This is a genomic window from Thiomonas sp. (assembly GCF_034007205.1).
In the GTDB taxonomy this organism is placed as follows: Bacteria; Pseudomonadota; Gammaproteobacteria; order Burkholderiales; family Burkholderiaceae_C; genus Thiomonas.
This window is the reverse complement of record NZ_JAVERI010000001.1, coordinates 205,957-231,446: the sequence shown is the minus strand read 5'-3', so window position 1 is coordinate 231,446 and position 25,490 is coordinate 205,957. Positions and strand designations below refer to the sequence as shown.

Genomic DNA, 25,490 nt, shown 5'->3' with positions numbered 1-25,490 from the left:
CATGGTTCGTTGCAGTTGCGCACGCAGCCCGCTAGCTCAAGCGCGCATGGCGTTCCACACCTTGATCGCGTCGCATGTCGGGCCGACGTCATGGACGCGCACGATCTGCGCACCGGCCGCCACACAAGCCAGCGCCGCAGCGAGACTGCCTGGCAGTCGGGCAGCCACCTCACGGCCCGTCAGTGCCCCGATCATCGACTTGCGCGAGACCCCCACCAGCAGCGGATAACCCGTTTGCGCCAGCGCCTCCAGATGCTTCGCCAGGCTCAGATTGTGCTGAAGCGTCTTGCCAAAGCCAAACCCCGGATCGAGGGCGATACGCGATCGGTCGATGCCGAGCGCCTCGGCCGCAGCCGCACGATCCAACAAGAACTGCCTGACCTCGCCCAGTACGTCGTCGTAATGCGGCGCCTGCTGCATGGTTTGCGGGTCGCCCTGCATGTGCATCAGACAAACCCCGGCGTTCGAGGCTGCGACGATCTGAAGCGCGCCCGGGCGTTGCAAGGCGTGGATGTCGTTGATGATGTCCACACCCAGTTCCAGCGCGCGGCGCATGGTTTCAGGCTGGTAGGTGTCGACCGATACCGGGACGTTCCAGCGCACAGCCTCCTGCACCACCGGAGCAATGCGCGCCCACTCCTGCGCCTGGGTCAGTTGCGCGGATCCTGGGCGTGACGACTCGCCGCCAATGTCCAGGATGTCGACCCCCTCCTCCAGCAGCGTCTGGGCATGCCGCAGCGCGAGCACCGCATCCGCATGCTGTCCGCCATCCGAAAAGGAATCGGGCGTGACGTTGACGATGCCCATGACCAGAGGCCGATGCAGAGACAGGGCGAAACGGCCTGCGTGCCAATGAGTTGCCATGGAAATGAAACCCAAAAAAATGGCCCGGTCGTGGACCGGGCCGTTGCTGAACTCGTTGTATCGAGGAGGCTTTACCGGTCAAACCGAGCAAAGCCGACGATCACAATAATCAGGCCGCGGTAGCCGACGGCGCATCCGTCGTGGCGCCCGTGGCCGGGGCGGAGGGGGTACGCGGCGCGGAGGTCGGACCGCTGCTGGGAGGCAGTTTGGGTGGCCTCGGCTCGCGCCCGGCCATGATGTCAGCCAACTGGTCGGAGTCGATGGTTTCCCATTCGAGCAGGGCCGCCGCCATCGCGTGCATCTTGTCCTTGTTCTCCTCGATCAGGCGCCTCGCCAGCGCATATTGCTCGTCGATGATGCGACGAATTTCCGCATCGACTTTCTGCATGGTCTGCTCCGACACATGCGTGGTCTTGGTGATCGAGCGGCCGAGGAACACCTCCCCTTCATTTTCCGCATACACCATGGGGCCGAGGGATTCGGTCATGCCATAGCGGGTGACCATGTCGCGCGCCAGTTGGGTGGCCCGCTCGAAGTCGTTCGAGGCCCCGGTGGTCATCTGATTCATGAACACTTCCTCGGCGATGCGGCCGCCGAACAGTACGGAGATCATGTTGAGCATGCGGTCCTTGTCCATGCTGTAGCGGTCGCTCTCGGGCAACTGCATGGTCACGCCCAAGGCGCGGCCGCGGGGAATGATGGTGACCTTGTGCACCGGGTCGGTCTTGGGCAGCATCATCGCCACCAAGGCATGGCCGGATTCGTGATACGCCGTATTGCGCCGCTCTTCCTCGGGCATGACCATGCCCTTGCGCTCGGCGCCCATCATGATCTTGTCCTTGGCGCGCTCGAAATCTTCCATTTCGACCACCCGGGCGTTGCGGCGGGCTGCAAACAACGCCGCCTCGTTGACCAGGTTGGCCAGATCGGCGCCGGAGAAGCCGGGTGTGCCGCGAGCCAGAATGTCGGCACGAATATCGGTGCCAACGGGAATCTTGCGCATATGCACTTGCAGGATCTGCTCACGCCCGCGGATGTCGGGCAGGGTGACGTACACCTGCCGGTCGAAGCGGCCAGGGCGCAGCAGCGCAGGGTCGAGAATATCGGGCCGGTTGGTCGCCGCGATCACGATCACGCCCAGATTGGTCTCGAAACCATCCATCTCGACCAGCATCTGGTTGAGAGTCTGCTCGCGTTCGTCATTGCCGCCGCCCAGACCAGCGCCGCGGTGGCGACCCACCGCGTCGATCTCGTCGACGAAGATGATGCAGGGCGCATGCTTCTTGGCGTTTTCGAACATGTCGCGCACGCGGGCCGCGCCCACGCCGACGAACATTTCCACAAAGTCGGAGCCCGAGATGGTGAAAAACGGCACTTTGGCCTCGCCGGCAATGCTCTTGGCCAGCAGGGTCTTGCCGGTGCCGGGAGGACCGACCAGCAGCACGCCGCGGGGAATTCGGCCACCGAGTTTCTGGAATTTCTGCGGATCCTTGAGGAAGTCGACCAGCTCCTTGACGTCCTCCTTGGCCTCGTCGCACCCGGCGACGTCGGCGAAGGTCACAGTGTTGCTCGACTCATCGAGCAGACGGGCCTTGGATTTGCCGAAGCTGAATGCCCCACCGCGCCCGCCTCCCTGCATCTGTCGCATGAAGTAGACCCAGACGCCGATGAGCAGCAGCATGGGGAACCAGGAAATGAAGATTTGCGTCAGGAAGGATTGTTCCTGCCGCGGCGCGCCGACGACCTCCACGCCATCCTTGACCAGATCGCCCACCATCCACAGATCGCCAGGCGAGGTGAGACTGAAGCGACGCCCCTCCGAGGTCGTGACATCCAGAATGCCGCTCTGGTGCACGATGACTTTTTTGATGCGTCCGGCTTTCGCGTCTTGCATGAACTGGGTGTAGCTCACGGCGTCTGCGGGCTGCTGGGGACGATCGAACTGCTTGAAGACCGTGAACAGCACGAGACCGATCACCAGCCAGATCGCAACTTTGGAAAACCATTGATTATTCAAAATCAACCTCCTGAAACGGGGCAAGCTCTCTCGAGGAGATACCGGGCCACCCCAAGTTTCTGCGACCCCCACGGTGGCAGGCTGGGCACGATCCAGCCCTTGGGGGCACTCAGATGCAAGACATGTAGCGCATTTTAGGCATTTCAAGGGGCGGGGCGAGACGATTGCAGAAAACCGATCCAACAAAATGGGCTATTGAATCTGCCTATCCCATCGAATTTGATGAATGGCAAGTTTGTCGGACTGTCCACATTGGCATTCGGTTTTCATCCGGCGGGTTTTTTCAGCCTGCGCGCCAGAACGAAAGTTTCCGCCGATTTGTCGCGCGACGCTTGCGGCTTGATCGCCTTCACCTGTTGGAAGACCTGCTTGAAAGCCTTCACGATCTGGCTGTAATAGCTACCGTGAAAGGTCTTGATGACGATGACCCCCTGAGGCTGCAGCCAGCGCTGGGCAAAGTCCAGGGCCAATTCACTGAGGTGTTCGATTCTGGCCGCATCGGCCGAAGCAATGCCGGTGAGGTTGGGCGCCATATCGGACAGCACCACGTCGACCTTGCGCCCTTCGAGCAGCGATTCGAGCTGGCTCAACACCGCCTCCTCCCGGAAATCGCCCTGGATGAAGTGCACATCGGGCACCGGCTCCATGGGCAACAGGTCCAGCGCAAGAAGGGTGCCCTGCACCACGCCGCCGCGCATCAGCCGGTTGCGCGCATATTGCGACCATGAGCCCGGCGTGCTGCCCAGATCGACCACGATCTGTCCAGGCCGCAGCAAGCCCTCGGCCTCGTCGATCTCCTTGAGCTTGTAGGCGGCGCGGGCGCGATAACCCTCGCGCTGCGCCAGCTTCACATAGGGATCGTTGAGATGATCCTGCAGCCAGGCTTTGCTGAATTTGTTTTTCTTCGCACTCGACATGGGTTCTTCAAGGACAATAATGCATCGAGATCACACACCACACGCGCCAAAACCGACAGACTCCTCTGTTGCGACGCGCCTGGCAATCATGACCACATTGGAACTCACCCCGCCTTTTCGAAGCAGCCTGCGCGCCCAGGCACACGGGCTCAAGCCCGTCGTGCTGATCGGCGAGCAAGGGCTCAATCCGGCCAATCTGGCGGAAATCGACGTGGCGCTCAAAGCCCACGAACTCATCAAGGTGCGCGTGTTCGGCGACGATGCCGCGGCACGCCTTGCGATGCAGCACACCATTTGCGACACGCTGGGCGCCGCTCCTGTGCAGGCGATCGGCAAATTGCTGGTGTTGTATCGGCCGCGCCCCAAGCTGCCCAAGCACGCTCCACAGGAAGAAACCCCGAGCGCGAAACGCGGCAAATCGCCCCGCACCGTCAAGGTGGTCGTGCCTTCGAGCAGCCCCACGCACCGCGCCAAGGTCAAGCGCCTCACCCTGCTGGGGAATCAGCGCCTCTCGGCCACAGGCAAGGTCAAACGCGCCAAACCGCGGCAGAGCAGCGTGAAAAAGTCGTCTCGTGGCTGAAGCGCTTCTGCATAAATCTCAGGCTGGAGGGCGCCGCGCCGGCAGACGCCAGACATAGACCGCGACACAAAGCGCCTGCAGCACGAACACCGCGCTCGCAATGCCATGCCACATTCCGGCCTGCGGCGAATGACTGTAAGCGGCCTGCAGCAGCCGCGGCACCACGCCGAATTCGCCCAGTACGGCAAAAAAGATGCCGCCAAGCGGCAACAACAGATCTGCCGGCATCGCCGCCTTGGCGGCAAAGCGCTCCAGGGCGGCGATCAGCACGCCGCAGACGATGGCGACGATGGCCATGATGTAGAACATGCGACTGGCCACGGCGGCGGCAAGCAATTTCTCGGGCACGGTGGCAAATGCCGTCGGGGCGCCGATGAAACCCACAGCCACCATGCCGCCCAGCCAGAGCGCGGCAAGAAACCAGCGCGTGCGCAGGCTGCTCATCGGAGAAACTCGCCGGGCCGCGTCCGGGGTCGGCTCGCTGCGGCAAGAACCGTGCAAAGCATCGATTTTCGCGGCGGGTTCATTTGTAATGCACGGCGAGAATTTCGTAGTGCCGCACGCCGCCCGGCGCGGTGACCTGGGCCACATCGCCCGACTCCTTGCCGATCAACGCCCGCGCAATCGGGGAATTGATGGAAATGAGTCCCAGCTTGAGATCGGCTTCGTCGTCGCCCACGATCTGATAGATGATTTCTTCTCCGCTGGATTCATCGCTCAGTTCGACCGTGGCGCCGAACACCACCCGGCCATCGGCCTGCAACTCGCTCGGGTCGATGATCTGCGCGGTGCTGAGCTTGCCCTCGATGTCGGCGATGCGGCCTTCGATGAAACCCTGCCTGTCGCGGGCGGCGTCATATTCGGCATTTTCCGACAGATCGCCTTGCGCGCGCGCCTCGGCGATCGCCTGGATCACCGCGGGTCGTTCGATGGTCTTGAGACGATGCAGCTCTTGCTTGAGTTGTTCCGCGCCTTTGCGCGTCATGGGGGTCGCCATGATCGGGCCTCCGTTAAACCAGGAAAAAAACGAGCACCGCAGGCAACAGTCTGCGGTGCTCGGATGAGCCGGAATTTTACGCCGTTGCGAACGATTGCAAAGGGTAGACCGCGATTTTCTGCAGTTGCTTCATGCCTTCGACTGCGGCGAGGGCGCCGGATATCGTCGTGTAGGTCGTCACGCGCGCGGCCAGCGCCGAAATGCGGATGGCGCGCGAGTCGGCGATGGCGTTGCGGCGTTCCTCCACCGTGTTGATCACCAGCACGATCTCGTTGCTCTTGAGCATGTCGACGATATTCGGGCGCCCCTCGGTGACCTTGTTGATCACCTGCACTTCGACGCCCGCCGCGGCAATGGCCGCCGCGGTGCCGCGGGTGGCCACCATGCCAAAACCCATTTCCACCAGTTGGCGCGCCACTTCGACGGCGTCCGGCTTGTCGCTGGGCTTGACCGACAGGAACACCTTGCCCCCCGCGGCTGGATCGGGAAGGCGGGTGCCGGCGGCGAGCTGCGACTTGACGAAGGCCTCGCCGAAGGTGCGTCCCACCCCCATGACTTCGCCGGTCGATTTCATCTCGGGACCGAGGATGGGGTCGACGCCGGGGAACTTGTTGAAGGGGAACACCGCCTCTTTCACGCAGTAGTAAGGCGGCGTGACTTCCCTCTCGACGCCCTGCTGCGCCAGCGTCTGGCCGACCATGCAGCGCGCGGCGATCTTGGCAAGCTGCAGCCCGGTCGCCTTGGACACATACGGCACGGTGCGCGAGGCCCGCGGGTTCACTTCCAGCAGGAAGATGCGGTCTTCGCCGTCCTGCTGCTGGATGGCGAACTGCACGTTCATCAGTCCGACGACGTTCAGCCCGCGGGCGAGCGCGACGGTCTGCTGCTTGATGCGCGCCACCGTGTCGGCCGAGAGCGAGTACGGCGGCAGCGAGCAGGCCGAGTCGCCGCTGTGCACCCCCGCCTGCTCGATGTGCTCCATCACTCCGGCGACGAACACCGCCGAGCCGTCGCAGATGGCGTCGACGTCGCATTCGATCGCGTCGTTGAGGAAGCGGTCGAGCAGCACCGGCGAATCGTTCGACACCTTGACCGCCTCGCGCATGTAGCGCTCCAGGTCGCGCTGCTCGTGAACGATTTCCATCGCCCGCCCGCCCAGCACATAGCTCGGGCGCACCACCAGCGGATAGCCGATCTCCTCGGCCTTTTCCAGCGCCTCGGCCTCGGAGCGCGCCGTGCGGTTGGGCGGCTGCAGCAGGCCGAGGCGCTCGACCAGTTGCTGGAAGCGCTCGCGGTCCTCGGCCATGTCGATCATGTCGGGGCTGGTGCCGATGATCGGCACGCCGTTGGCTTCGAGGTCGAGCGCGAGCTTGAGCGGGGTCTGCCCGCCGTACTGCACGATCACCCCCTCGGGTCGCTCCTTGTCGACGATCTCGAGCACGTCCTCCAGGGTCAGCGGCTCGAAGTACAGCCGGTCGGAGGTATCGTAGTCGGTCGAGACGGTCTCCGGGTTGCAGTTGACCATGATGGTCTCGAACCCGTCGTCGCGCAGCGCCAGAGCGGCGTGCACGCAGCAGTAGTCGAACTCGATGCCCTGGCCGATGCGATTCGGGCCGCCGCCGAGCACCATGATCTTGCGCCGCGACGTCGGCTCGGCCTCGCATTCCTCATCAAAGGTCGAATAGAGATAGGCGGTCTGGGTGCCGAACTCGGCGGCGCAGGTATCGACCCGCTTGAACACCGGGCGCACCTGCAAAGAGCGGCGCCGGTTGCGCACCGCGGTCTCGGAGGTGTGCAGCAGTTTGGCCAGCCGCCGATCGGAAAAACCCTTCTGCTTGAGCGCATAAAGTTGCTCGCGGTCCAGCTTGTCGATAGCGTGGTTGCGCTCCAGGTCGAGCTCGGTCTGCACGATGTCTTGAATCTGCGCCAGGAACCAGGGGTCGATGCCGGTGAGCTGGTGCACCTCGTCGAGGCGCATGCCCTGCGCGAAGGCGTCGCCCACATACCAGATGCGCTCGGGGCCGGGCTCGCCGAGTTCCTTTTCCAGCACCTCACGGTCCTGCGTCTTTTCGTTCATGCCGTCGACCCCGACCTCTAGGCCGCGCAGCGCCTTCTGGAAGCTCTCCTGGAAGGTGCGGCCGATGGCCATGACCTCGCCGACCGACTTCATCTGCGTCGTCAGCCGCGAATCGGCCTGAGGGAACTTCTCGAACGCGAACCGCGGCACCTTGGTGACGACATAGTCGATGGTCGGCTCGAACGACGCCGGCGTGGCGCCGCCGGTGATGTCGTTGCGCAACTCGTCCAGGGTGTAGCCGACCGCGAGCTTGGCGGCGATCTTGGCAATGGGAAATCCCGTGGCTTTGGATGCCAGCGCCGACGAGCGGCTGACCCGCGGGTTCATTTCGATCACGATCAGCCGGCCGTCCGCCGGGTTGACCGCGAACTGCACGTTGGACCCGCCGGTGTCGACCCCGATTTCGCGCAGTACCGCGATGCTGGCGTCGCGCATGATCTGGTATTCCTTGTCGGTCAGAGTCTGCGCCGGGGCGACGGTGATCGAGTCTCCGGTGTGCACCCCCATCGGATCGAGGTTCTCGATCGAGCAGACGATGATGCAGTTGTCGGCGCTATCGCGCACCACTTCCATCTCGAATTCCTTCCAGCCGATCAGCGATTCCTCGATCAGCAGCTCGCTGGTCGGCGACGCCTCGAGGCCGCGCTTGCAGATGATCTCGAACTCTTCCGGGTTGTAGGCAATGCCGCCGCCGGTTCCGCCCAGGGTGAAACTGGGCCGGATGATGACCGGAAAGCCAATCGAGCGCTGCACGCCCCAAGCTTCTTCGAGGGTATGCGCAATGCCCGAGCGCGCCGAACCCAGGCCGATGCGGGTCATGGCCTGCTTGAACTTCTGGCGGTCCTCGGCCATGTCGATGGACTCGGGCTTGGCGCCGATCAGCTCGACGCCGTATTTCGCCAGCACGCCGTTGTGATGTAGATCGAGCGCGCAGTTCAGCGCGGTCTGCCCCCCCATGGTCGGCAGGATGGCGTCGGGCCGCTCCTTGTCGATGATGGTCTCGATCACTTGCCAGGTGATCGGCTCGATATAGGTGACGTCGGCGGTTTCCGGGTCGGTCATGATGGTCGCCGGGTTGCTGTTGACCAGGACGACCTTGTAGCCCTCCTCGCGCAGCGCCTTGCACGCCTGCGCGCCGGAATAGTCGAACTCGCAGGCCTGGCCGATGACGATGGGGCCGGCGCCGATGATCAGAATGCTTTTTATGTCGCTGCGCTTGGGCATGGGCGAGTCTCTTTATGCAGATGAATGCGTGAAAAATCAGCGAAGAAATCAGTGTGTTCTTGCCGTGGCCGCCAGCGCCAGCTTGACGCCGAAGCCGAAGAATCCCGCGCCGGTCAGCCCCATGGCCGCAGCCGACAGCCGCCGCCTGCGACGAAAGGCGTCGGCCACCCGCGCCCCGCCGAAAATCAGCACCGACAGATAGAGCGCGCTGAAAAACTGCACGATGGCGCCGAGGATCAGAAACGACAGCGCCGGATGCGGGTAATGCGGATCGACGAACTGGATGAAGAACGAGACGAAAAAAAGAATCGCCTTGGGGTTGAGCAGGCTGATGAACAAGGCTTTTTGAAACGGGTTTTCCAGCCGCTTTCCACCCTGCTCGGCGTGGGCATGGGGGTGCGGCGCCTGGGCATGCAGCCCGGTGTCGGGCGTGCGCCAGCGCTTGAAGGCCGCGCGCAGCATATTGATCCCCAGCCAGCCCAGGTACAGCGCGCCGGCAGCCTGCACCAAGTGATAGAGGGCGAGATTGGTTTCCAGCAGCGAGGCGGCCCCGGCGGCGGCCAGCACCATCAGCACCGTGTCGCCCAGAAACACGCCCAGCGCCCCCAGATAACCCTGGCGCACGCCGCGCTGCGCCGCCACGCTGAGCACATAGAGCGAATTCGGCCCCGGCAGCAGGATGATGAAAATCACCCCGAGCACATAGGTCCACAGATTGACGACGCCGAACATCGCTCCCCTCCCGCTCAGGCGCGGTCCATCAGACCGACGAAGCGGTCGAACAGATAGCCGATGTCATGCGGGCCGGGACTGGCCTCGGGGTGGCCCTGGAAGCAGAACGCCGGCCTGTCCTTCCATGCCAGGCCCTGCAGCGTGCCGTCGAACAGCGACACGTGGGTGATGCGCACCGCATCGGACAGGCTGGCCGCATCGACCGCGAAACCGTGGTTCTGGCTGGTGATCGACACCCGGCCGGTGTCGAGATCCTTGACCGGATGGTTGGCGCCGTGGTGGCCGAACTTCATCTTGAAGCTCCTGCCGCCGGCGGCCAGCCCCATGATCTGGTGCCCCAGGCAGATGCCGAAGGTCGGCACGCCGGCGGCGATGATGCTTTGGGTCGCGGCGATGGCGTAGTCGCAGGGCTCGGGGTCGCCGGGGCCGTTGGACAGGAACACGCCATCGGGCCGCAGCGCCAGCACCTCGGCTGCCGGGGTTTGCGCGGGCACCACGGTGACGCGGCAGCCGCGCGCAGCCAGCAGCCGCAGGATGTTGTACTTCACGCCAAAGTCGTAGGCGACGACATGGCACCGCGGCTGCGCCACTTCGCCATAGCCCTGCTCCAGCGACCAGTCGGTCTGCGTCCATTCATAGGGCTGCTGCGTGGTGACGACGCGGGCCAGGTCCATGCCGGACAGTCCGGCAAATCCGCGTGCACCGTCGAGCGCGGCCTGGATCACGGCATCGGCGATTTCCTGCCCCGCCTCCAGGCCGATGATGCAGCCGCTCTGCGCGCCCTGGGTGCGCAAGTGGCGCGTCAGCCTGCGGGTGTCGATCCCGGCGATGGCCACCGTGCCGCTTTGACGCAAATAGGCGTCGAGGGTCTGCTCGCTGCGGAAGCTCGACGGTTGCAGCGGCAGGTCCTTGATGATCAGCCCGGCTGCGTGCACCCTGGCCGCTTCCACGTCCTGTGCATTCGTGCCGACATTGCCGATGTGCGGATAGGTCAGGGTGACGATCTGGCGGCAGTAGCTCGGATCGGTGAGGATTTCCTGATAGCCGGTGATGGCGGTGTTGAACACCACCTCGCCTACCGTCTGCCCGCTCGCGCCGATCGAGAGTCCGCGAAAGATCGAGCCGTCGGCGAGAACCAAGACGGCTTTGGGCAGCATGGGCAGCATGAGAATTCTCCGGTGAGCGCCCGGATGTTGGAAGGGATCACCAGCCTGGCCGGTCGATCTGGAGCGCGACTCGCAGGCGGCCTCACAAGCCGATTTGTCTGTCGGTCACGCCCCTTGGGGGTCGCCGCTGGGCGGCAACGCTTCAGGCGCACAAAATCTATCGGATTATATTCCTGTGGTTTGCCGATGCAGTTTCCACCCGGCGCTCCGGTGCGCTGATTTGCCGTCATGAACACCCCTCCCTCGCCGACGCTCCCGACCAGGCCCATCCCCCTGCTCGCCCTTGCGCTCGGCGTTTTGTTCGCGCACGCCTTGCTGCTGGCCTGGCTGGTGTTCACACCCGCGCCGGCGCCCAGCAAGCCGGAACAGCAGATCGAATGGGTCACTCTGCAGAAGGCGGCGCCGCCTGCACCCAAGCCCCCTGCACCGCCCCAGCCTGCCGCTGCCGCAGCACCCCCAGAAAGCGCGCGCCCCGCCCCCCCGAAAAAGCAAGTCGCCCGGCCTGCTCCAACGCATCTGCCCCCGCAGATCCCACCTGCACCCCGCCACCTGCCGCCGCCCAAGCCCGTCTTGCCACGCACGAACACGCTGCCGACCGAGACGCCCGCTGCGCCCTCGCACCCTCCTGCGCCCGACCTCCCGGCACCAACTGCCGATCTCGGCGCATTGCCTCAGTCCCCCGCACCCAAGGTAGTGCCTGGCACGGCCCAGCCCGCGGCGACCGCTTCCGCCCCGCCTGCGCCGGTCGTGGAAACCGCGGCCTCGTACCAGGCCGAGTATCTCGACAATCCGCCGCCGCCCTACCCCCGGCTGTCGCGCCAACTGGGTGAGGAGGGCACGGCCCTGCTCAAGGTGCAGGTCGGCCCGGATGGACGCCCGCTGCAGATCAAGCTCATCTCGTCCACCGGTTATCCCCGACTGGACGAGGCCGCCGAGCGCACCGTGGCGCAATGGCGCTTCGTCGCCGCCACGCGCAACGGACAGGCGGTCACGTCCTGGGTGCTGGTGCCGATCAAGTTCCGCATCCTGAATTGAGTCCGACTCACGACGTTTGCAGCACCCTGTCGAGCAGCAGGTCGAAATCCGTCGTCCTGGGCAAGGTACCGAAGCCACCGCCCCATTCGCCACCGAGCCGGGATGCGCAGAAGGCCTGAGCGATGGACTCCGGCGCGTGGCGCAGCAGCAAGGCGGACTGCACGGCCAGCACGAGGTCGTGGGTCAGCGCCCGGGCGCGTGAGGGCAGCGCCTGCGCATCGCGCAAGGCCGCCGTGAAACGCTGCAGATGCGCGTCGAAATGCGCGTTGCGCCCCTGCGCCGGTGCGAGTTCGGCCATCAGCGCGTCGGCGGTGCGCGGGTTCTTGCCCAGCGCGCGCAGCACGTCCAGACACATCACATTGCCCGAACCTTCCCAGATGGAATTCACCGGCATCTCGCGGTAGATGCGCGCCTGCACGTCGTCTTCGACATAGCCGTTGCCGCCCAGCACCTCCATCGCCTCGGCGGCGAGTTCGGCGCCGCGTTTGCAGATGCGGAACTTGCCCGCGGGCGTGAGCAGTCGGCGCAGCAGCGACTGCGCCTCGTCGTGCTGCGAGTCGAAGGCCTGCGCCAGACGCAGCGCCAGCGCGATGGCCGCTTCGACCTCCAGTGCCATGTCGGCCAGCACATTGCGCATCAGCGGCTGGTCGATCAGCGCGGCGCCGAAAGCCTGCCGATGTCGCGCGTAGTGCACCGCCTGGCTCAGCGCCTGGCGCATCAAGCCAGTGGTGCCGAGCACGCAATCCAGCCGGGTATAGGTTCCCATTTCCAGAATGGTCGGCACGCCGCGTCCTTCTTCGCCGAGCAGGTGGCCCCACGCGGCCTGGAATTCCACTTCGGACGAGGCGTTGGAGCGATTGCCCAGCTTGTCCTTGAGCCGCTGGATCAGCACCGGGTTCTTGCTGCCGTCGGGCGCCCAGCGGGGCACGAAAAAGCAGCTCAAACCGCCCGGCGCCTGCGCCAGCACCAGATGGGCATCGCATTGCGGCGCGGAAAAAAACCACTTGTGCCCGGTCAGGCGCCAGCCGCCTGCGCCGTCGGGCTCGGCGCGGGTGGTGTTGGTGCGCAGGTCGGAGCCGCCCTGCTTTTCGGTCATGCCCATGCCGATGAGTCCGCCGCGCTTTTGCGCCAACGGCAGGTCGCGCGGATCGTATTCCGGGCGCATCAGCGTGGGCAGCCAGTCGCGCGCCAGCAGGGCGTCGCGCGACATCGCCGGAATCGCGCCATAGGTCATGGTGGTGGGGCACATCGATCCGGCCTCGATCTGCGTCTGCAGGATGAAGCCCGCCGCCCGCGCCACATGCGCGCCCGGCTGCGGCTGCGCCCACGGGCCGGTGTGCAGGCCGCGGCGGGCGATGTCGGTCATCAGCGCGTGCCAGGCCGGATGAAACTCGATCTGGTCGCGGCGAAAGCCCCGCGCATCGAAGGCGTGCAGGATCGGCGTGTTCCGGTTCGCCAGCCGACCCTGCTCGTAACTCGCCGCCGTGCCGATCTCGGCGCCCTGGCGGGTGAGTTGCTGCTGCGCCCATGCGCCCCCCGCCCACGTCAGCGCCTCGCGCAGCGCGGGATCGGCGGTGAACAGGTTGTAATCCTGCAAGGGCGGGGCTTGATTGGTCACATCATGGGTGGGCCAGGTCATGGAAGTCTCCGGTTTGTTTGATCTGAGTGCTCTGCATTGCAGCACCGACCCTCAGTGCCCTGCAAGGAACAGCCCGTTACCATGCTCGGTTACTCGGCTGCTTCCCTGCGCTGCGCAGAACCTGTTTTTTCCATGTCGCCTTCCTCACAAGAACTCTCGAATGCAGACGCCGCTCCCGGCCGCGGCCTGACCTGGGTGCTGTTCGCCGCGCTCGTCGTCCTCTGGCTGGGCACGCTGGGCTGGCGCGATCTGGTGCCGACCGATGAAGGCCGCTACGCCGAAATCCCGCGGGAAATGGTGGTCTCGGGCGACTGGGTCACGCCGCGTCTGGACGGTTTCAAGTATTTCGAAAAACCGCCGCTGCAATACTGGGCCACCGCCGCCGTATATGAGGTGTTCGGCTTCGGCGAATGGCAGGCGCGGCTGTGGACCGGGCTGACCGGTCTGTTGTCGATCCTGTTCACCGGCTGGGCGGGCGCGCGGCTGTTCAACCGGCGCACCGGGATGTTTGCCGCGGGCGTGCTGGCGAGCATGTTCTACTGGAACGCGATGAGCCACATCAACACGCTGGACATGGGCACCGCCGCCACCATGTCCGCGAGCCTGATGGCCTTCCTGCTGGCGCAGCGCCCCGACGCCAGCCGCACGCAGACCCGTTGGTGGATGTGGGCCACCTGGGTCTTCATGGCGCTGGCCATGCTGTCCAAGGGACTGATCGGCATTCTGCTGCCCGGCGCGGCGCTGGTGCTCTACACCCTGATCTACCGCGACTGGAAGTTGTGGACGCGGCTCTACATCGTCAGCGGCCTGCTGATCTTTCTGGCCATCGCCGCTCCCTGGTTCATCTGGGTGCAGGTGCGCAACCCCGAGTTTTTCGACTACTTTTTCATCTACCAGCAGTTCACCCGTTTTCTCACCGACAAGCTCCACCGTCCCGGCGCCTGGTGGTATTTCTTTCCGATCCTGATTCTGGGCGTGCTGCCCTGGCTGGGCAGCCTGGTTCCCGCCCTCTGGCGCGGTGCCTTGCAGCCGGCACAACGCGGCGCGGCCTTTGGCGATGCGCGGGGTCGCACCCTGCACGCGCAAGGCATGCTGGTGATATGGGCGGTGTTCATCTTTGCGTTTTTCAGCATTTCCAAATCGAAGCTGCCGTCTTACATCCTGCCCATCTTCCCGGCGCTGGCGCTGCTCATTGCCGACTATCTCGACCGCGCCCGCAGCGGTGCGCTGCGCTGGCAGTTCGGCCTGCTCGCTTTGCTGGGACTGGCAGGCGTCATCGGTCTGACGCAAATGCACCGCCTGGGCAATGCCACCACGCCCGGCGCGCTGTATCAGCAGTTCGGCTGGTGGCTCGAAGGCACCGCCGCGCTGGCGCTGATCAGCGGCCTGCTGGCCTGGCGTTGGGAAGCGCGGGGGCGCCGCACCGCGGCCGTGATGGGGATCAGCGTGGCGATGACCCTGGGATTCTCGCTGAGCATTCAACAATTCCAGATTCTGGGCCGCACGGCTTCGACCAAAGATGTGGTGAACGCCATCCGCCCCTGGATTCATCCTGGCCAACCGTTTTACGCCGTGGGCACCTACGACCAGACCCTGCCCTTCTATCTCGACCGCACGGTCACCCTGGTGCAATATCAGGGCGAGCTGCATTTCGGCATCACGCAGCAGCCTGATCTCTGGGTGCCCACCTACGCCGACTTCGCCCGGCGCTGGAGTGAGGACAGACAGCCGCTGGCGCTGATGCCGCCCTCCACCCTGCCCGCGCTGCAGGCGCTGCACATGCCGATGACGGTGATTTATCGCGCGCCCCGCTTCGTGGTGATCGCCAAGCCGGGGCAGGACTATGGCGCGGCGGCTCAGGCGGCCGCCGCAAGACTGCCCACCGCGTGGAACGAGGGGCCGTCGCTGACGCCGCCCATCCTTCCTGCTGGAGCGACGCAGTGAGCGCAGTCGCCTTCGCCCTCGTGCTCACCGGCGTGCTGCTCAACGCCGCAGCGCAGTTGCTCATCAAATCGGGTGCGGAAACGGCGGGACATTTCAGCTTCACCGCAGGTCACATCTGGCAGGCGCTGCTGCACTTCGCGCTGCAATGGCAGATCCTGCTGGGGCTGACGTTCTATGCGGTCTCCGTGGTGGTGTGGATACTGGCGCTCACCCGAGTGCAGGTGTCCATCGCCTACCCCATGTTGTCGCTGGGCTATGTGGTGACTGCGTTTGCGGCCTGGTGGCTGTTCGGCGAAGCGCTGACCGCACAGAAACTCCTGGGCATTGCCGTCATCATCGTGGGTGTCATCATCGTCGCCCGAGCCTGATCGCATCCACATGAATTCTCAAGACATTCTTCCCTTCACCCGCCCCGACATCGACGAAGACACCATCGCGGGCGTCGCCGAAGTGCTGCGCTCGGGCTGGATCACCACCGGGCCGTGGTGCGCGAAGTTCGAGCAGGCGCTGTCGGAATACTTCGGCGGGCGTCGGGTGCTCGCCTATTCCTCCGGGACGGTCACGATGGAGGTCGCGCTCAAGCTGCTGGGCATCGGCCCGGGCGACGAGGTCATCACCACGCCGCTGTCCTGGGTGGCGACGAGCAACGTCATCCTGACGGTCGGCGCGACGCCGGTTTTCGTCGACATCGACCCCGTCACCCGCAATATCGATGCGGGTCGCATCGAGGCGGCCATCACCCCGCGCACGCGGGCCATCCTGCCCGTCCATCTGGCCGGCCTGCCCGCCGATCTGGATGCGATCCACGCCCTCGCCGCCCGTCATCGTCTGCGCGTCATCGAAGATGCGGCGCAGGCCATCGGCAGTCTGTGGCAAGGGCGGCTCATCGGCAGCTTCGGCGACTTCGCCTCGTTCAGCTTCCACCCCAACAAAAACATCACCTCCATCGAGGGCGGCTGTCTGGTGCTGCCTGAAGGTGCCGACGTCGACCTCGCCCGCCGCCTGCGTCTGCAGGGCGTGCAGCGCAGCGGTCTGGACGGCATGGACGTCGATGTGGTGGGCGGCAAGTCCAACCTCACCGATGTGGCCGCGCGCGTGGGCTGGGGGCAGTTGCAACGGGTCGACGAATTCAACGCCCGCCGCCGCGTCCTGGCGCAAGCCTATTTCACCGCATTCGACGCCATCGGGCTGGTCGCGCGCGGGGTGCAACTGCCGCCGCGCGACTTCATTCAGAGCAACTGGCATATGTTCCAGATCGTGCCACCGCCGCAGGTGCAGCGCGCCGCACTGATGCAGGCGCTCAAGGATCGCGGCATCATCACCGGGGTGCACTACCCGCCCATCCACCTGTTCAGCCTGTACCGCCAGCGCGGCCTCAAACCCGGCGACTTCCCTCACGCAGAAACCGTGGGCGCATCCATCCTCACCCTGCCACTCTTTCCCAGTATGCGCGACAGCGACGTGACGCGGGTGGCCGCCGCGCTCGATGCGGTGCTGCGACAATTCGGTCTATGACGCTGCATCCTCACCCCGCCGTTTCGGTGGTCGTTCCCGTTTACAACGAAGAGGCTGGTCTCGCTGCGCTGTTCGCCCGCCTCTACCCCGCGCTCGATGCCCTGAACGAACCCTACGAGATCCTGTTCGTCAACGACGGCAGCCGCGACCGCTCCGCCGCGCTGCTGGCCGCGCAGCAGCGCCTGCGCCCGGATGTCACCCGCGTGGTGCTGTTCAACGGCAACTACGGCCAGCACATGGCCATCCTCGCCGGCTTCGAGCACGCGCGCGCGCCCATCGTCGTCACCCTCGATGCCGACCTGCAGAACCCGCCCGAGGAAATCGGCAAGCTCGTCGCCAAGATGCGCGAGGGTTACGACTATGTCGGCACCATCCGCCGCATGCGGCAGGACAGCCGGTTTCGCCGCTATGCCAGCCGGGCGATGAACTGGGTGCGCGAAAAAATCACCAGCGTGCGCATGACCGACCAAGGCTGCATGCTGCGCGCCTATGGCCGCGACGTGGTCGATACCGTCAACCGCTGCACCGAGTCCAACACCTTCGTGCCCGCGCTAGCCTACACCTTCGCGCTCAAACCCACCGAAATCGAGGTGGCGCACGAAGAACGTCAGGCTGGGCAGTCCAAGTATTCGCTGTTCAAGCTCATCCGGCTGAACTTCGATCTGGTCACCGGGTTCTCTCTGGTGCCGCTGCAGCTCATGTCGTACTCGGGCATTGTGCTGTCGCTGGCTTCGGGCGCGCTGTTCCTCTACCTCATGGTGCAGCGCTTTGTCGAAGGCGCGCAGGTGCAGGGGGTGTTCACGCTGTTCGCCATCACTTTTTTCCTGCTCGGCGTGGTGCTGTTCAGCATCGGGCTGCTGGGGGAATACATCGGCCGCATCTACGAGCAGGTGCGCGGCCGTCCGCGCTACCTCGTGCAGGCGGTGTTGCAGGATATGCCGTCCGAGCCCGGCGTGTTCGTGCCGCACACCGCTCCCGCCGCAGCGCAAACCCCCGCGCAGCAATCGTGAATGCCGTCGTCTTCGCCTATCACAACGTCGGCGTGCGCTGCCTCAAGACGCTGCTCGCCCGGGGCATGCAGGTGCAACTGGTCGTCACCCACCCCGACAGCCCGAGCGAAACCCTGTGGTTCGACCGGGTGGCCGATGTCGCTGACGAGGCCGGCATTTCCGTGGCCTATGTGGACGAGGCGGTCGACGAGGCCCTGATCGACCGCGTCGTTGCTGCTGCGCCCGACTATCTGTTCTCTTTCTACTTTCGCCGCATGCTGCCCGCACGGTTGCTCGCCGCCGCGCGCATCGCCGCGCTCAATATGCACGGCTCGCTGCTGCCCAAGTATCGCGGGCGCGTGCCGGTGAACTGGGCCGTGCTGCACGGCGAGACCGAAACCGGCGCCACCCTGCACGTCATGCAAGCCAAGCCCGATGCGGGCGACATCGTCGCGCAACAGGCGGTGCCCATCCTGCCCGACGACACCGCCAAGGACGTTTTCGACAAGGTCAGCGTCGCCGCCGAGATCGCGCTGTGGAGGGTGCTGCCGCAACTGCTGCGCGGCGAGGTTCCGCGCCAGCCCAACGATCTGTCCGCCGGGAGCTATTTCGGCGGCCGCAAACCCGAGGACGGTCGCATCGACTGGGCCCATCCGGCGCAAACGGTTTACAACCTCATCCGCGCCGTGGCTCCGCCCTACCCCGGCGCCTTTTTCGATCACTGCGGTCGCCGTTTCATCGTGGCACGCGCGCGCATCGCGTCTGTAGTGCTCGCCGCTCGAATCGCGGATAAAAGCGCCATCGGTCTGCATCTCATAGATGGGCAACTCCTGGGCCGCGCCGGAGACGGCGGCGCGATCCACATTCTCGAACTCTGGGACGCTGACCAGCCCGGCGTTGCCCTGAGCCCCCGGCAAATTTCGGAACTCGTTACACAACCATGAAAAAAGTCCTCATCCTAGGCGTCAACGGCTTCATCGGCCATCATCTCTCCATGCGCATTCTCGCCACCACCGACTGGCAGGTGTACGGCATGGACATGAACGCCGACCGCGTCGAAGACCTCAGCGCCAACAAGCGCTTCAAATTCTTCGAAGGCGACATCACCATCAACAAGGAGTGGATCGAATACCACGTGCGCAAGTGCGACGTGATCCTGCCGCTGGTGGCCATCGCCACGCCCGCCACTTACGTCAAGGCCCCGCTGCGGGTGTTCGAGCTCGACTTCGAGGCCAATCTGCCCATCGTGCGCGCGGCGGTCAAGCACAAGAAGCATCTGGTGTTCCCGTCCACCTCCGAGGTGTACGGCATGAGTAGCGACGCCGAATTCGACCCGGAGAGCTCGCCGCTGATCTACGGCCCGATCAACAAGCCGCGGTGGATCTACGCCTGCTCCAAGCAGTTGATGGACCGGGTCATCGCCGCCTACGGCCAGCAGGAGGGGCTGAACTACACCCTGTTTCGTCCATTCAACTGGATCGGCGCCGGGCTGGACAATATCTTTTCCGCCAAGGAAGGCAGCTCGCGTGTCGTCACCCAGTTCCTGGGCCATATCGTGCGCGGCGAAACCATCAGCCTGGTCGATGGCGGCCACCAGAAACGCGCCTTTACCGACATCGACGACGGCATCGACGCGCTGATGAAAATCATCGAAAACAGGAACGGCGTGGCCAGCGGCCAGATTTACAACATCGGCAATCCGGCCAACAACCATTCGGTGCGCGAACTCGCCGACATGATGCTGCGACTCGCCGACGACATGCCCGAATACGCCGAACCGGCCAAGAACGTGAAGCTGGTGGAAACCAGCTCGGGCGCGTATTACGGTACGGGGTACCAGGACGTGCAAAACCGCGTGCCCAAGATCGCCAACACCATGCGTGACCTCGACTGGGCGCCCAAGACCGACATGCAGACCGCGCTGCGCAAGATTTTCGACGCCTACCGCGGCCAGATCGCCCAGGCGCGGGCGTTGATGGAAGAAGCGGGCAATTGAATCGACTCGGCAGCCCGCCTGCAGACCGCAGTACGCCGGTGCGATTGCCCTTACAATGCTCAGCGACGGGCCGCCCCGCATCGCGGCGCGGTGAACCTGGTCAGGTCGGGAACGAAGCAGCCACAGCCGTTTACCGAGAGTGCCGGGGGAACGGCTCGTCACCCCAACATCCTTGCCTGCCCGCTGCGTCTGATGCGCACTCGTTCATCGGCAACGCCCAATACATCGTCCCGGATTGCGTACCCATCCGGTACGATCGGCGCCATAACGGCAACTGTGTCAAAATTCCCATCAAATCTTTCCATCGAGGTGACCATGGCTAGCGAACTGATCAAACACACCAATGACGCCGATTTCGAGCAAGACGTGCTGAAGTCCAGCGTTCCCGTTCTCGTGGACTTCTGGGCCGAGTGGTGCGGACCCTGCCGCATGATCGCGCCTACCCTCGATGAGATGGCCAGCGAATACCAGGGCAAGCTCGCCATCATGAAAGTCAATGTGGACGAGAACCGCAGCATCCCCGCCAAGTTCGGCATTCGCGGCATCCCCACCCTGCTGCTGTTCAAGAACGGCGAGCTGGCCGGCAACAAGGTAGGTGCCGCCTCCAAATCCCAATTGACGGCTTTCGTCGACGCCCACCTATAATCCAACGCAATTCGTTGCGCGGTTCGGTTCTCTCATACTTCAGACCGCGCAACACTTGACTTGAGCCGCTACCCTGGCAGCTCAATCGCCGTGGCCACTCAGCCACGGCCCCATTCCCTCACGATTCTTTGCTGCTCGCGCGTGCCGCACTGACGCACGCACCATCCGACGATGGGCCCTTTGAAGCGTCCCATTTGCGGCGTCCCCTTTGCAGCGCCCCATTTGCAGCCTCCCCCTTCCCGAGTTTTCACCATGCATCTTTCCGAACTCAAAGCGACGCACGTCTCCAAGCTGCTTGAAATGGCGCAGTCGCTCGAGATTGAAAACGCCAGCCGCCTGCGCAAACAGGAGCTGATGTTCGCCATCCTCAAGCGCGTGGCCCGCAACGGCGAGCAGGTCTTCGGCGATGGCTGTCTGGAGGTCCTGCCCGACGGCTTCGGCTTTTTGCGCGCGCCCGAGTCGAGCTATATGGCCTCGCCCGACGACATCTACATCTCGCCCAGCCAGATCCGCCGCTTCAACCTGCACACCGGCGATTCCATCGAGGGCGAGGTGCGCGTGCCCAAGGACGGCGAGCGCTATTTCGCCCTGGTGAAGGTCGATCGCGTCAACGGCGTCACGCCCGAGGAAAACAAGAACAAGATCATGTTCGAGAACCTCACGCCGCTGTTCCCCACCGAACACATGCGGTTGGAACGCGACATCAAGGGCGAGGAAAACATCATCGGCCGCGTGATCGACATCATCGCGCCCATCGGCAAGGGACAGCGCGGCCTGCTCGTCGCCCCGCCCAAGAGCGGCAAGACGGTGATGCTGCAGTCGATCGCTCACGCCATCACCGCCAACCATCCCGAAGTCGTGCTCATCGTGCTGCTGATCGACGAGCGCCCGGAAGAAGTGACCGAAATGCAGCGCTCGGTGCGCGGCGAGGTGGTCAGCTCCACCTTCGACGAGCCGGCTGTGCGGCATGTGCAGGTGGCCGAAATGGTGATCGAAAAGGCCAAACGCCTGGTCGAGCTGAAAAAGGACGTGGTCATCCTGCTCGATTCCATCACCCGGCTGGCGCGCGCCTACAACACCGTGGTGCCGACCTCGGGCAAGATCCTCACCGGCGGCGTCGACGCCAATGCGCTGCAACGGCCCAAGCGCTTTTTCGGCGCCGCACGCAATATCGAAGAGGGCGGATCGCTCACCATCATCGGCACTGCGCTGGTCGATACCGGCAGCCGCATGGACGAGGTGATCTACGAAGAATTCAAGGGCACCGGCAATATGGAAATCCACCTGGATCGCCGCCTGTCGGAAAAGCGCGTGTATCCGGCCATCCTCATCAACCGCTCGGGTACGCGCCGCGAGGAACTGCTGCTCAAGCCGGAAATCCTGCAAAAGGCCTGGATTCTGCGCAAGCTGCTCTATCCCATGGACGAAATCCAGGCCATGGAATTCCTGCTCGACAAGATGAAGCAGACCAAGAACAACGCCGAATTCTTCGATCTGATGCGTCGCGGCGGTTGATCCTGCGGAAATCTGCAATAATTGCCCGTTTTGCCAAGTACCGGCCCTGGACAGCGCCCACAGGGTTGGCGGCTAGCGTTTGATCGTCACGATCGTTACCAAGGAACCCCCATGAAATCAGGAATCCACCCCGAATACCGTGAAGTCTGCTTCCTCGACCTGTCCACGGGTTCGAAGATCCTCATCTCTTCCACAGCGCAGACCCGCGAAACCATCAAGCTCGACGATGGCCGTGAAGTGCCCCTGTACAAGGTCGAAACCAGCGCGGAGTCGCACCCCTTCTACACCGGCCAGCAAAAGAGCGTGGATACCCTGGGCGGCCGCGTCGAGAAGTTCCGCCAGAAATTCGCCAAGGCGACGGGCAAGGCTTAAGGCGCTCAGCGAGTTCTTCGCTTTTTTCCGCTTTTCCTCGCTTTTCCTTCTCGCGTTTTTCGTGCGACGGGGTTTTTCCCAACCCCGCATCCCTCAACGGGCAGCCTGGCTGCCCGTTGTCGTTTCCCGCTGATCCATCTCCCTCATTCGCCATCGCCTCGCCATGAGCTCGCCGTTCTCCGACGGACAGACCCGCAGACCGCCGGCGCGCCCGGCGCTGCAGCCGGGCGCCGTAGGCAAGCTGCCGCGGCCACTGCTTCTGCTCCTGTGCGCGGCCTACCTGCTTCCCGGATTCATCGGGCGCGACCCCTGGCGCACTGATGGACTGAGTTTTGCGGTGATGTGGCAGATGGCGCAGGGTCTCACGTCCTGGTTTCATCCCACCTTGTACGGGCAGACGATCACGGGCGGCTGGCTGGCGCACTGGCTGGGGGCGGGATCGATACGGGCCTTCGGCGACTGGCTCGGGCCGGTGCTGGCATCGCGTCTTCCCTTCATGTTGGCGCTGGCCGCCAGCATGGGGCTGACGTGGTACGCCGCCTTCCACTTCGCCCGCCACGACGACGCCCAACCGGTGCGGCCCGCGTTTGGTCCGCCCATCTCCCCGACAGACTATGCCCGCGCCATCGCCGATGGCGTGCTGCTGACCTTGCTGGCCACGCTGGGCCTGCTCGGGCGCGGCCACGAGGCTTCGACGCAGGTCGTACAACTCGCCGCGGTGAGCGGCGTCTTGCTGGGGGTGTCGCTGCTGCCACGCAAACCCTGGAAATCGGCGAGCCTGATCGCCGCGGGTTTACTCAGCCTGGCGCTGACGGCAGCGGGCTGGTTTGCCCTGCTGCTGAGCTTCACTCTCGGCCTCGTGCTCCGGGACAGCTTGCGCCGGGGCAAAGGGAGGCCTATCAATGGAGCGCTCCTGCTGACGCTGGCCATCGGCGTGCTTTCGGGGCTGTGGGCCGAAGGACAAATGGGGTGGTCGCTGCAGGGCGGGTGGCCCGATCTGGACACGCTGGGCAATTTCTTTCGCATCGGTCTGTGGTTCACCTGGCCGGCCTGGCCGCTGGCCGCCTGGGGCTTGTGGCGCTGGCGGGAATCGCTGCAGGCCTGGCATCTGCGGCCCGCGTGGGCGATTGCTGCCCTGGCCTTGCTGAGTGCACTGGCGCAGGGCAACAACGACAAGGTTTTTCTGCTGGCCCTGCCCCCCCTGGCCATTCTGGCGGGATTCGCGCTGCCGGTCTTGCGCCGCGCGGGTCTGGCGGCGATCGACTGGTTCGCCGTGCTGTTCTACAGCCTGCTGGCCCTGCTGGTCTGGGTCATGTGGCTGGCCCTGTTCATCGGCTGGCCGCCCAAGCCTGCGGCCAATATTGCGCGACTGGCGCCGGGCTTTCAATTCACCCTCGATCCCGTCGCCCTGACGCTCTCGCTGCTGGCCACGCTGGCCTGGGGTGCGGTGGTGCTCTGGCGCACCGGCCGTCATCGCCACCCCTTGTGGAAGGGCATGGTGTTGTCAGCCAGCGGCGTCACCCTGGCCTGGGTGCTGGTGGGCAGCTTGTGGATGCCGGTGCTGAACTACGCGAGCACTTACCGCAACGTGGGGCGCGAGGTCGCGCATGCGGTGCACAGCGCCAGCGCGCTGTCGATGCAGGTCGGCACGCCCTGCCTGCAGCCCGAAGGAATCGATCTGACCACGCAGGCGCTGATCGGCTACTGGAGCCGGCTCGATTTCTCGGCCTCGCGCACGGCGCCATGCCCCTACGCGCTGGGCGCACGTGCACCGCAGCCTGCGTCGCAGTGGCGTCTGATCTGGCGTGGCGGCCGCCCCGGGGATCGCGGCGGCATGCTCTCTCTGTATCAACGTCTCGCGCCCTGAGCGCCCCATGCCCCCTCTGCGCCATCTGTTGCGTCTGGCGGCGAGTGTGCTCATCGGCCAGCTTGCCGTCATCGGCTTCGGCGTGGCCGATACCGTGATGCTGGGGCACTTTGCCTCCACGGCCAGCCTGGCCGCTCTGTCCATCGGGCAGGCGATTTACATCACGATGTTCGTCTCGCTATCCGGCGTGACGCAATCGCTCTTACCCACCTTGGGCCGCGGCTTCGGCGCGGGCCAGCCCGACGCCGTGGGGACCGGTTTTCGTCAGGGGCTGTGGCTCGCGGCGGGGCTTTGCCTCCTGGTCATCGGCATCCTGCTCTGGCCGCAACCGCTGCTGGCCTTGACCGGCCAGGCGCGCGATGCCACGGTCGATCGCTATCTGGCGATTCTCGCCCTGGGCCTGCCGGCAGCGCTTGCCTTTCGGGTGCACGCGGCGCTCAGCCAGGCCATCTCGCGCCCCTTGCTGACCGCCACTCTGCAGATCGCGGGACTGGGCCTCAAGCTGTTGCTCAATGCCGTGTTTCTGCTGCCTGAGAAATTCGGACTGCATGGCATGACGCCGCTGGGGGCGCAGGGCTGCGCTGCCGCCACTGTGCTCACGCAATATGCGCTGCTCGCCGTGGCGCTGCTGCAGCACCGTTACAGCCCTGCGCTGCGGCCCTACGCCGCGCTTTCGCGCTGGGACTGGCCGGACTGGAAGGCGCAGGCCCATTTGCTGCGTCTGGGCGCACCGATCGGTCTGAGCCTGCTGGTCGAGGTATCGGCTTTCACCTTCATGGCCTTGTTCATCGCCCGGCTGGGCAACACCGTGCTCGCCGCCCACCAGATCACCGCCAGCCTGGCCACGGTGCTCTACATGCTGCCGCTGTCGATCTCCATCGCCACCGGCTCGGTGGTCGCGCAGCAACTGGGCGCCGGCCACACCCGAGCCGCCCGGCACACGGCCTGGAGCGGCGTCGGCGTTGCCGCGCTGCTCTCCATCGTCATCGGCCTGATCGTCTGGCTGCAGCGCGGGACGATCATCGGCTGGTACACGGCCGACCCGAAGGTGCAGGCCGTGGCCGATCACCTGTTCCTGTTCATCGCGCTCTATCAGGTGTTCGACGCCGTGCAATCCACCAGCGCCTTCATCCTGCGCTCCTACCATATCGCCCTGCTGCCCAGCATTCTGTACGCGCTGTCGCTCTGGGGCGTGGGACTCGGCGGCGGTTATCTGCTGGGATTCAACACCCTGGGCATCACCCCGCGCGCGCTGCAGGGCGCAGCGGGATTCTGGATGGGCAACACGACGGGACTGGCCATCGCCGCAAGCTGCTTTGCCGTGCTGCTCTGGCGCGTGGCCCGCAGGGCTCCGGGGTAGTTTTTCGGCGCACAAAAAAACACCGCGAACTTCGCAGTT

The 25,490-nt window shown here is 64.8% G+C and carries 22 protein-coding genes and 1 other RNA gene; 14 read left to right on the top strand and 9 right to left on the bottom strand.

Annotated elements, in window-relative coordinates; all coding sequences use genetic code 11:
- Positions 1-36: 36 nt before the first annotated feature.
- From folP to RBR52_RS01085, 3 genes are all read right to left on the bottom strand, one after another.
- Entirely contained in the window at positions 37-864 is an 828-nt protein-coding gene (folP, locus tag RBR52_RS01095; RefSeq protein ID WP_320375329.1) for a dihydropteroate synthase, read from the bottom strand.
- A gap of 109 nt (positions 865-973) precedes the next feature.
- Complete coding sequence (gene ftsH, locus RBR52_RS01090) at positions 974-2,881, bottom strand: ATP-dependent zinc metalloprotease FtsH (protein ID WP_320375328.1); 1,908 nt, start codon at positions 2,879-2,881, stop codon at positions 974-976.
- A gap of 266 nt (positions 2,882-3,147) precedes the next feature.
- Positions 3,148-3,798 carry an RlmE family RNA methyltransferase gene (locus tag RBR52_RS01085; RefSeq protein ID WP_320375327.1) on the bottom strand — a complete coding sequence of 217 codons (651 nt, stop codon included), beginning with the start codon at positions 3,796-3,798 and terminating at the stop codon, positions 3,148-3,150.
- 88 nt (positions 3,799-3,886) lie between these two features.
- Here RBR52_RS01085 and RBR52_RS01080 point away from each other — a divergent pair, with 88 nt between their 5' ends.
- Positions 3,887-4,378, top strand: a complete 492-nt coding sequence (locus tag RBR52_RS01080) for a YhbY family RNA-binding protein (protein WP_320375326.1) — start codon at positions 3,887-3,889, stop codon at positions 4,376-4,378.
- 18 nt (positions 4,379-4,396) lie between these two features.
- On the opposite strand, the gene RBR52_RS01075 is transcribed toward RBR52_RS01080, so the two are convergent.
- The 5 genes from RBR52_RS01075 to carA all read right to left on the bottom strand — a co-directional run bounded on the left by RBR52_RS01075 (position 4,397) and on the right by carA (position 10,574).
- The gene (locus RBR52_RS01075; RefSeq protein WP_320375325.1) at positions 4,397-4,822 is read right to left on the bottom strand and encodes a DUF4149 domain-containing protein; all 426 of its coding nucleotides are present in this window, start codon (positions 4,820-4,822) and stop codon (positions 4,397-4,399) included.
- A gap of 79 nt (positions 4,823-4,901) precedes the next feature.
- On the bottom strand, positions 4,902-5,375 hold the full coding sequence (gene greA, locus RBR52_RS01070) for a transcription elongation factor GreA (RefSeq protein ID WP_320375324.1): 474 nt from the start codon (positions 5,373-5,375) through the stop codon (positions 4,902-4,904).
- Positions 5,376-5,451: 76 nt separating this feature from the next.
- Positions 5,452-8,676 (bottom strand): carbamoyl-phosphate synthase large subunit, encoded by a 3,225-nt coding sequence (gene carB, locus RBR52_RS01065; protein WP_320375323.1) that lies wholly within the window; start codon positions 8,674-8,676, stop codon positions 5,452-5,454.
- Between the two features lie 48 nt (positions 8,677-8,724).
- The gene (gene leuE / locus RBR52_RS01060) at positions 8,725-9,408 is read right to left on the bottom strand and encodes a leucine efflux protein LeuE (protein WP_320375322.1); all 684 of its coding nucleotides are present in this window, start codon (positions 9,406-9,408) and stop codon (positions 8,725-8,727) included.
- Between the two features lie 14 nt (positions 9,409-9,422).
- The gene (gene carA, locus RBR52_RS01055; protein WP_320375321.1) at positions 9,423-10,574 is read right to left on the bottom strand and encodes a glutamine-hydrolyzing carbamoyl-phosphate synthase small subunit; all 1,152 of its coding nucleotides are present in this window, start codon (positions 10,572-10,574) and stop codon (positions 9,423-9,425) included.
- Between the two features lie 228 nt (positions 10,575-10,802).
- On the opposite strand from carA, the gene RBR52_RS01050 reads away from it, so the two are divergent.
- The gene (locus RBR52_RS01050; RefSeq protein ID WP_320375320.1) at positions 10,803-11,609 is read left to right on the top strand and encodes a TonB family protein; all 807 of its coding nucleotides are present in this window, start codon (positions 10,803-10,805) and stop codon (positions 11,607-11,609) included.
- Between the two features lie 7 nt (positions 11,610-11,616).
- Here RBR52_RS01050 and RBR52_RS01045 read toward each other — a convergent pair whose 3' ends face one another.
- Positions 11,617-13,248, bottom strand: a complete 1,632-nt coding sequence (locus RBR52_RS01045; RefSeq protein ID WP_320375319.1) for an isovaleryl-CoA dehydrogenase — start codon at positions 13,246-13,248, stop codon at positions 11,617-11,619.
- A 132-nt stretch (positions 13,249-13,380) separates the two neighbouring features.
- On the opposite strand from RBR52_RS01045, the gene RBR52_RS01040 reads away from it, so the two are divergent.
- The 12 genes from RBR52_RS01040 (at position 13,381) to RBR52_RS00985 (ending at position 25,451) form a co-directional block, all read left to right on the top strand.
- Entirely contained in the window at positions 13,381-15,192 is a 1,812-nt protein-coding gene (locus RBR52_RS01040) for a glycosyltransferase family 39 protein (protein ID WP_320375318.1), read from the top strand.
- The gene (locus RBR52_RS01035; protein WP_320375317.1) at positions 15,189-15,560 is read left to right on the top strand and encodes an SMR family transporter; all 372 of its coding nucleotides are present in this window, start codon (positions 15,189-15,191) and stop codon (positions 15,558-15,560) included. Before RBR52_RS01040 ends, RBR52_RS01035 begins: the two co-directional genes overlap by 4 nt.
- A 4-nt stretch (positions 15,561-15,564) precedes the next feature.
- Positions 15,565-16,707, top strand: a complete 1,143-nt coding sequence (locus RBR52_RS01030) for a DegT/DnrJ/EryC1/StrS family aminotransferase (RefSeq protein WP_413818277.1) — start codon at positions 15,565-15,567, stop codon at positions 16,705-16,707.
- Positions 16,704-17,717: a glycosyltransferase gene (locus RBR52_RS01025; RefSeq protein WP_320375315.1), complete on the top strand. Its 1,014-nt coding sequence runs from the start codon at positions 16,704-16,706 to the stop codon at positions 17,715-17,717. The genes RBR52_RS01030 and RBR52_RS01025 overlap by 4 nt, the downstream gene beginning before the upstream one ends.
- The gene (locus RBR52_RS01020) at positions 17,714-18,640 is read left to right on the top strand and encodes a formyltransferase (protein WP_320375314.1); all 927 of its coding nucleotides are present in this window, start codon (positions 17,714-17,716) and stop codon (positions 18,638-18,640) included. The genes RBR52_RS01025 and RBR52_RS01020 overlap by 4 nt, the downstream gene beginning before the upstream one ends.
- A complete protein-coding gene (locus tag RBR52_RS01015; RefSeq protein WP_320375313.1) occupies positions 18,637-19,692 on the top strand; it encodes a bifunctional UDP-4-keto-pentose/UDP-xylose synthase in 1,056 nt (351 codons plus the stop codon). The genes RBR52_RS01020 and RBR52_RS01015 overlap by 4 nt, the downstream gene beginning before the upstream one ends.
- Before the next feature lie 64 nt (positions 19,693-19,756).
- An RNA gene (gene ffs, locus RBR52_RS01010) (signal recognition particle sRNA small type) lies at positions 19,757-19,855 on the top strand.
- Between the two features lie 152 nt (positions 19,856-20,007).
- Entirely contained in the window at positions 20,008-20,337 is a 330-nt protein-coding gene (gene trxA, locus RBR52_RS01005; RefSeq protein WP_320375312.1) for a thioredoxin TrxA, read from the top strand.
- Between the two features lie 252 nt (positions 20,338-20,589).
- Entirely contained in the window at positions 20,590-21,852 is a 1,263-nt protein-coding gene (gene rho / locus RBR52_RS01000; protein ID WP_320375311.1) for a transcription termination factor Rho, read from the top strand.
- A 111-nt stretch (positions 21,853-21,963) separates the two neighbouring features.
- Entirely contained in the window at positions 21,964-22,224 is a 261-nt protein-coding gene (locus tag RBR52_RS00995) for a type B 50S ribosomal protein L31 (RefSeq protein WP_320375310.1), read from the top strand.
- A 163-nt stretch (positions 22,225-22,387) separates the two neighbouring features.
- Entirely contained in the window at positions 22,388-24,091 is a 1,704-nt protein-coding gene (locus RBR52_RS00990; RefSeq protein ID WP_320375309.1) for a hypothetical protein, read from the top strand.
- A gap of 7 nt (positions 24,092-24,098) precedes the next feature.
- The gene (locus RBR52_RS00985) at positions 24,099-25,451 is read left to right on the top strand and encodes an MATE family efflux transporter (RefSeq protein ID WP_320375308.1); all 1,353 of its coding nucleotides are present in this window, start codon (positions 24,099-24,101) and stop codon (positions 25,449-25,451) included.
- The last annotated feature ends 39 nt before the right edge of the window (positions 25,452-25,490 follow it).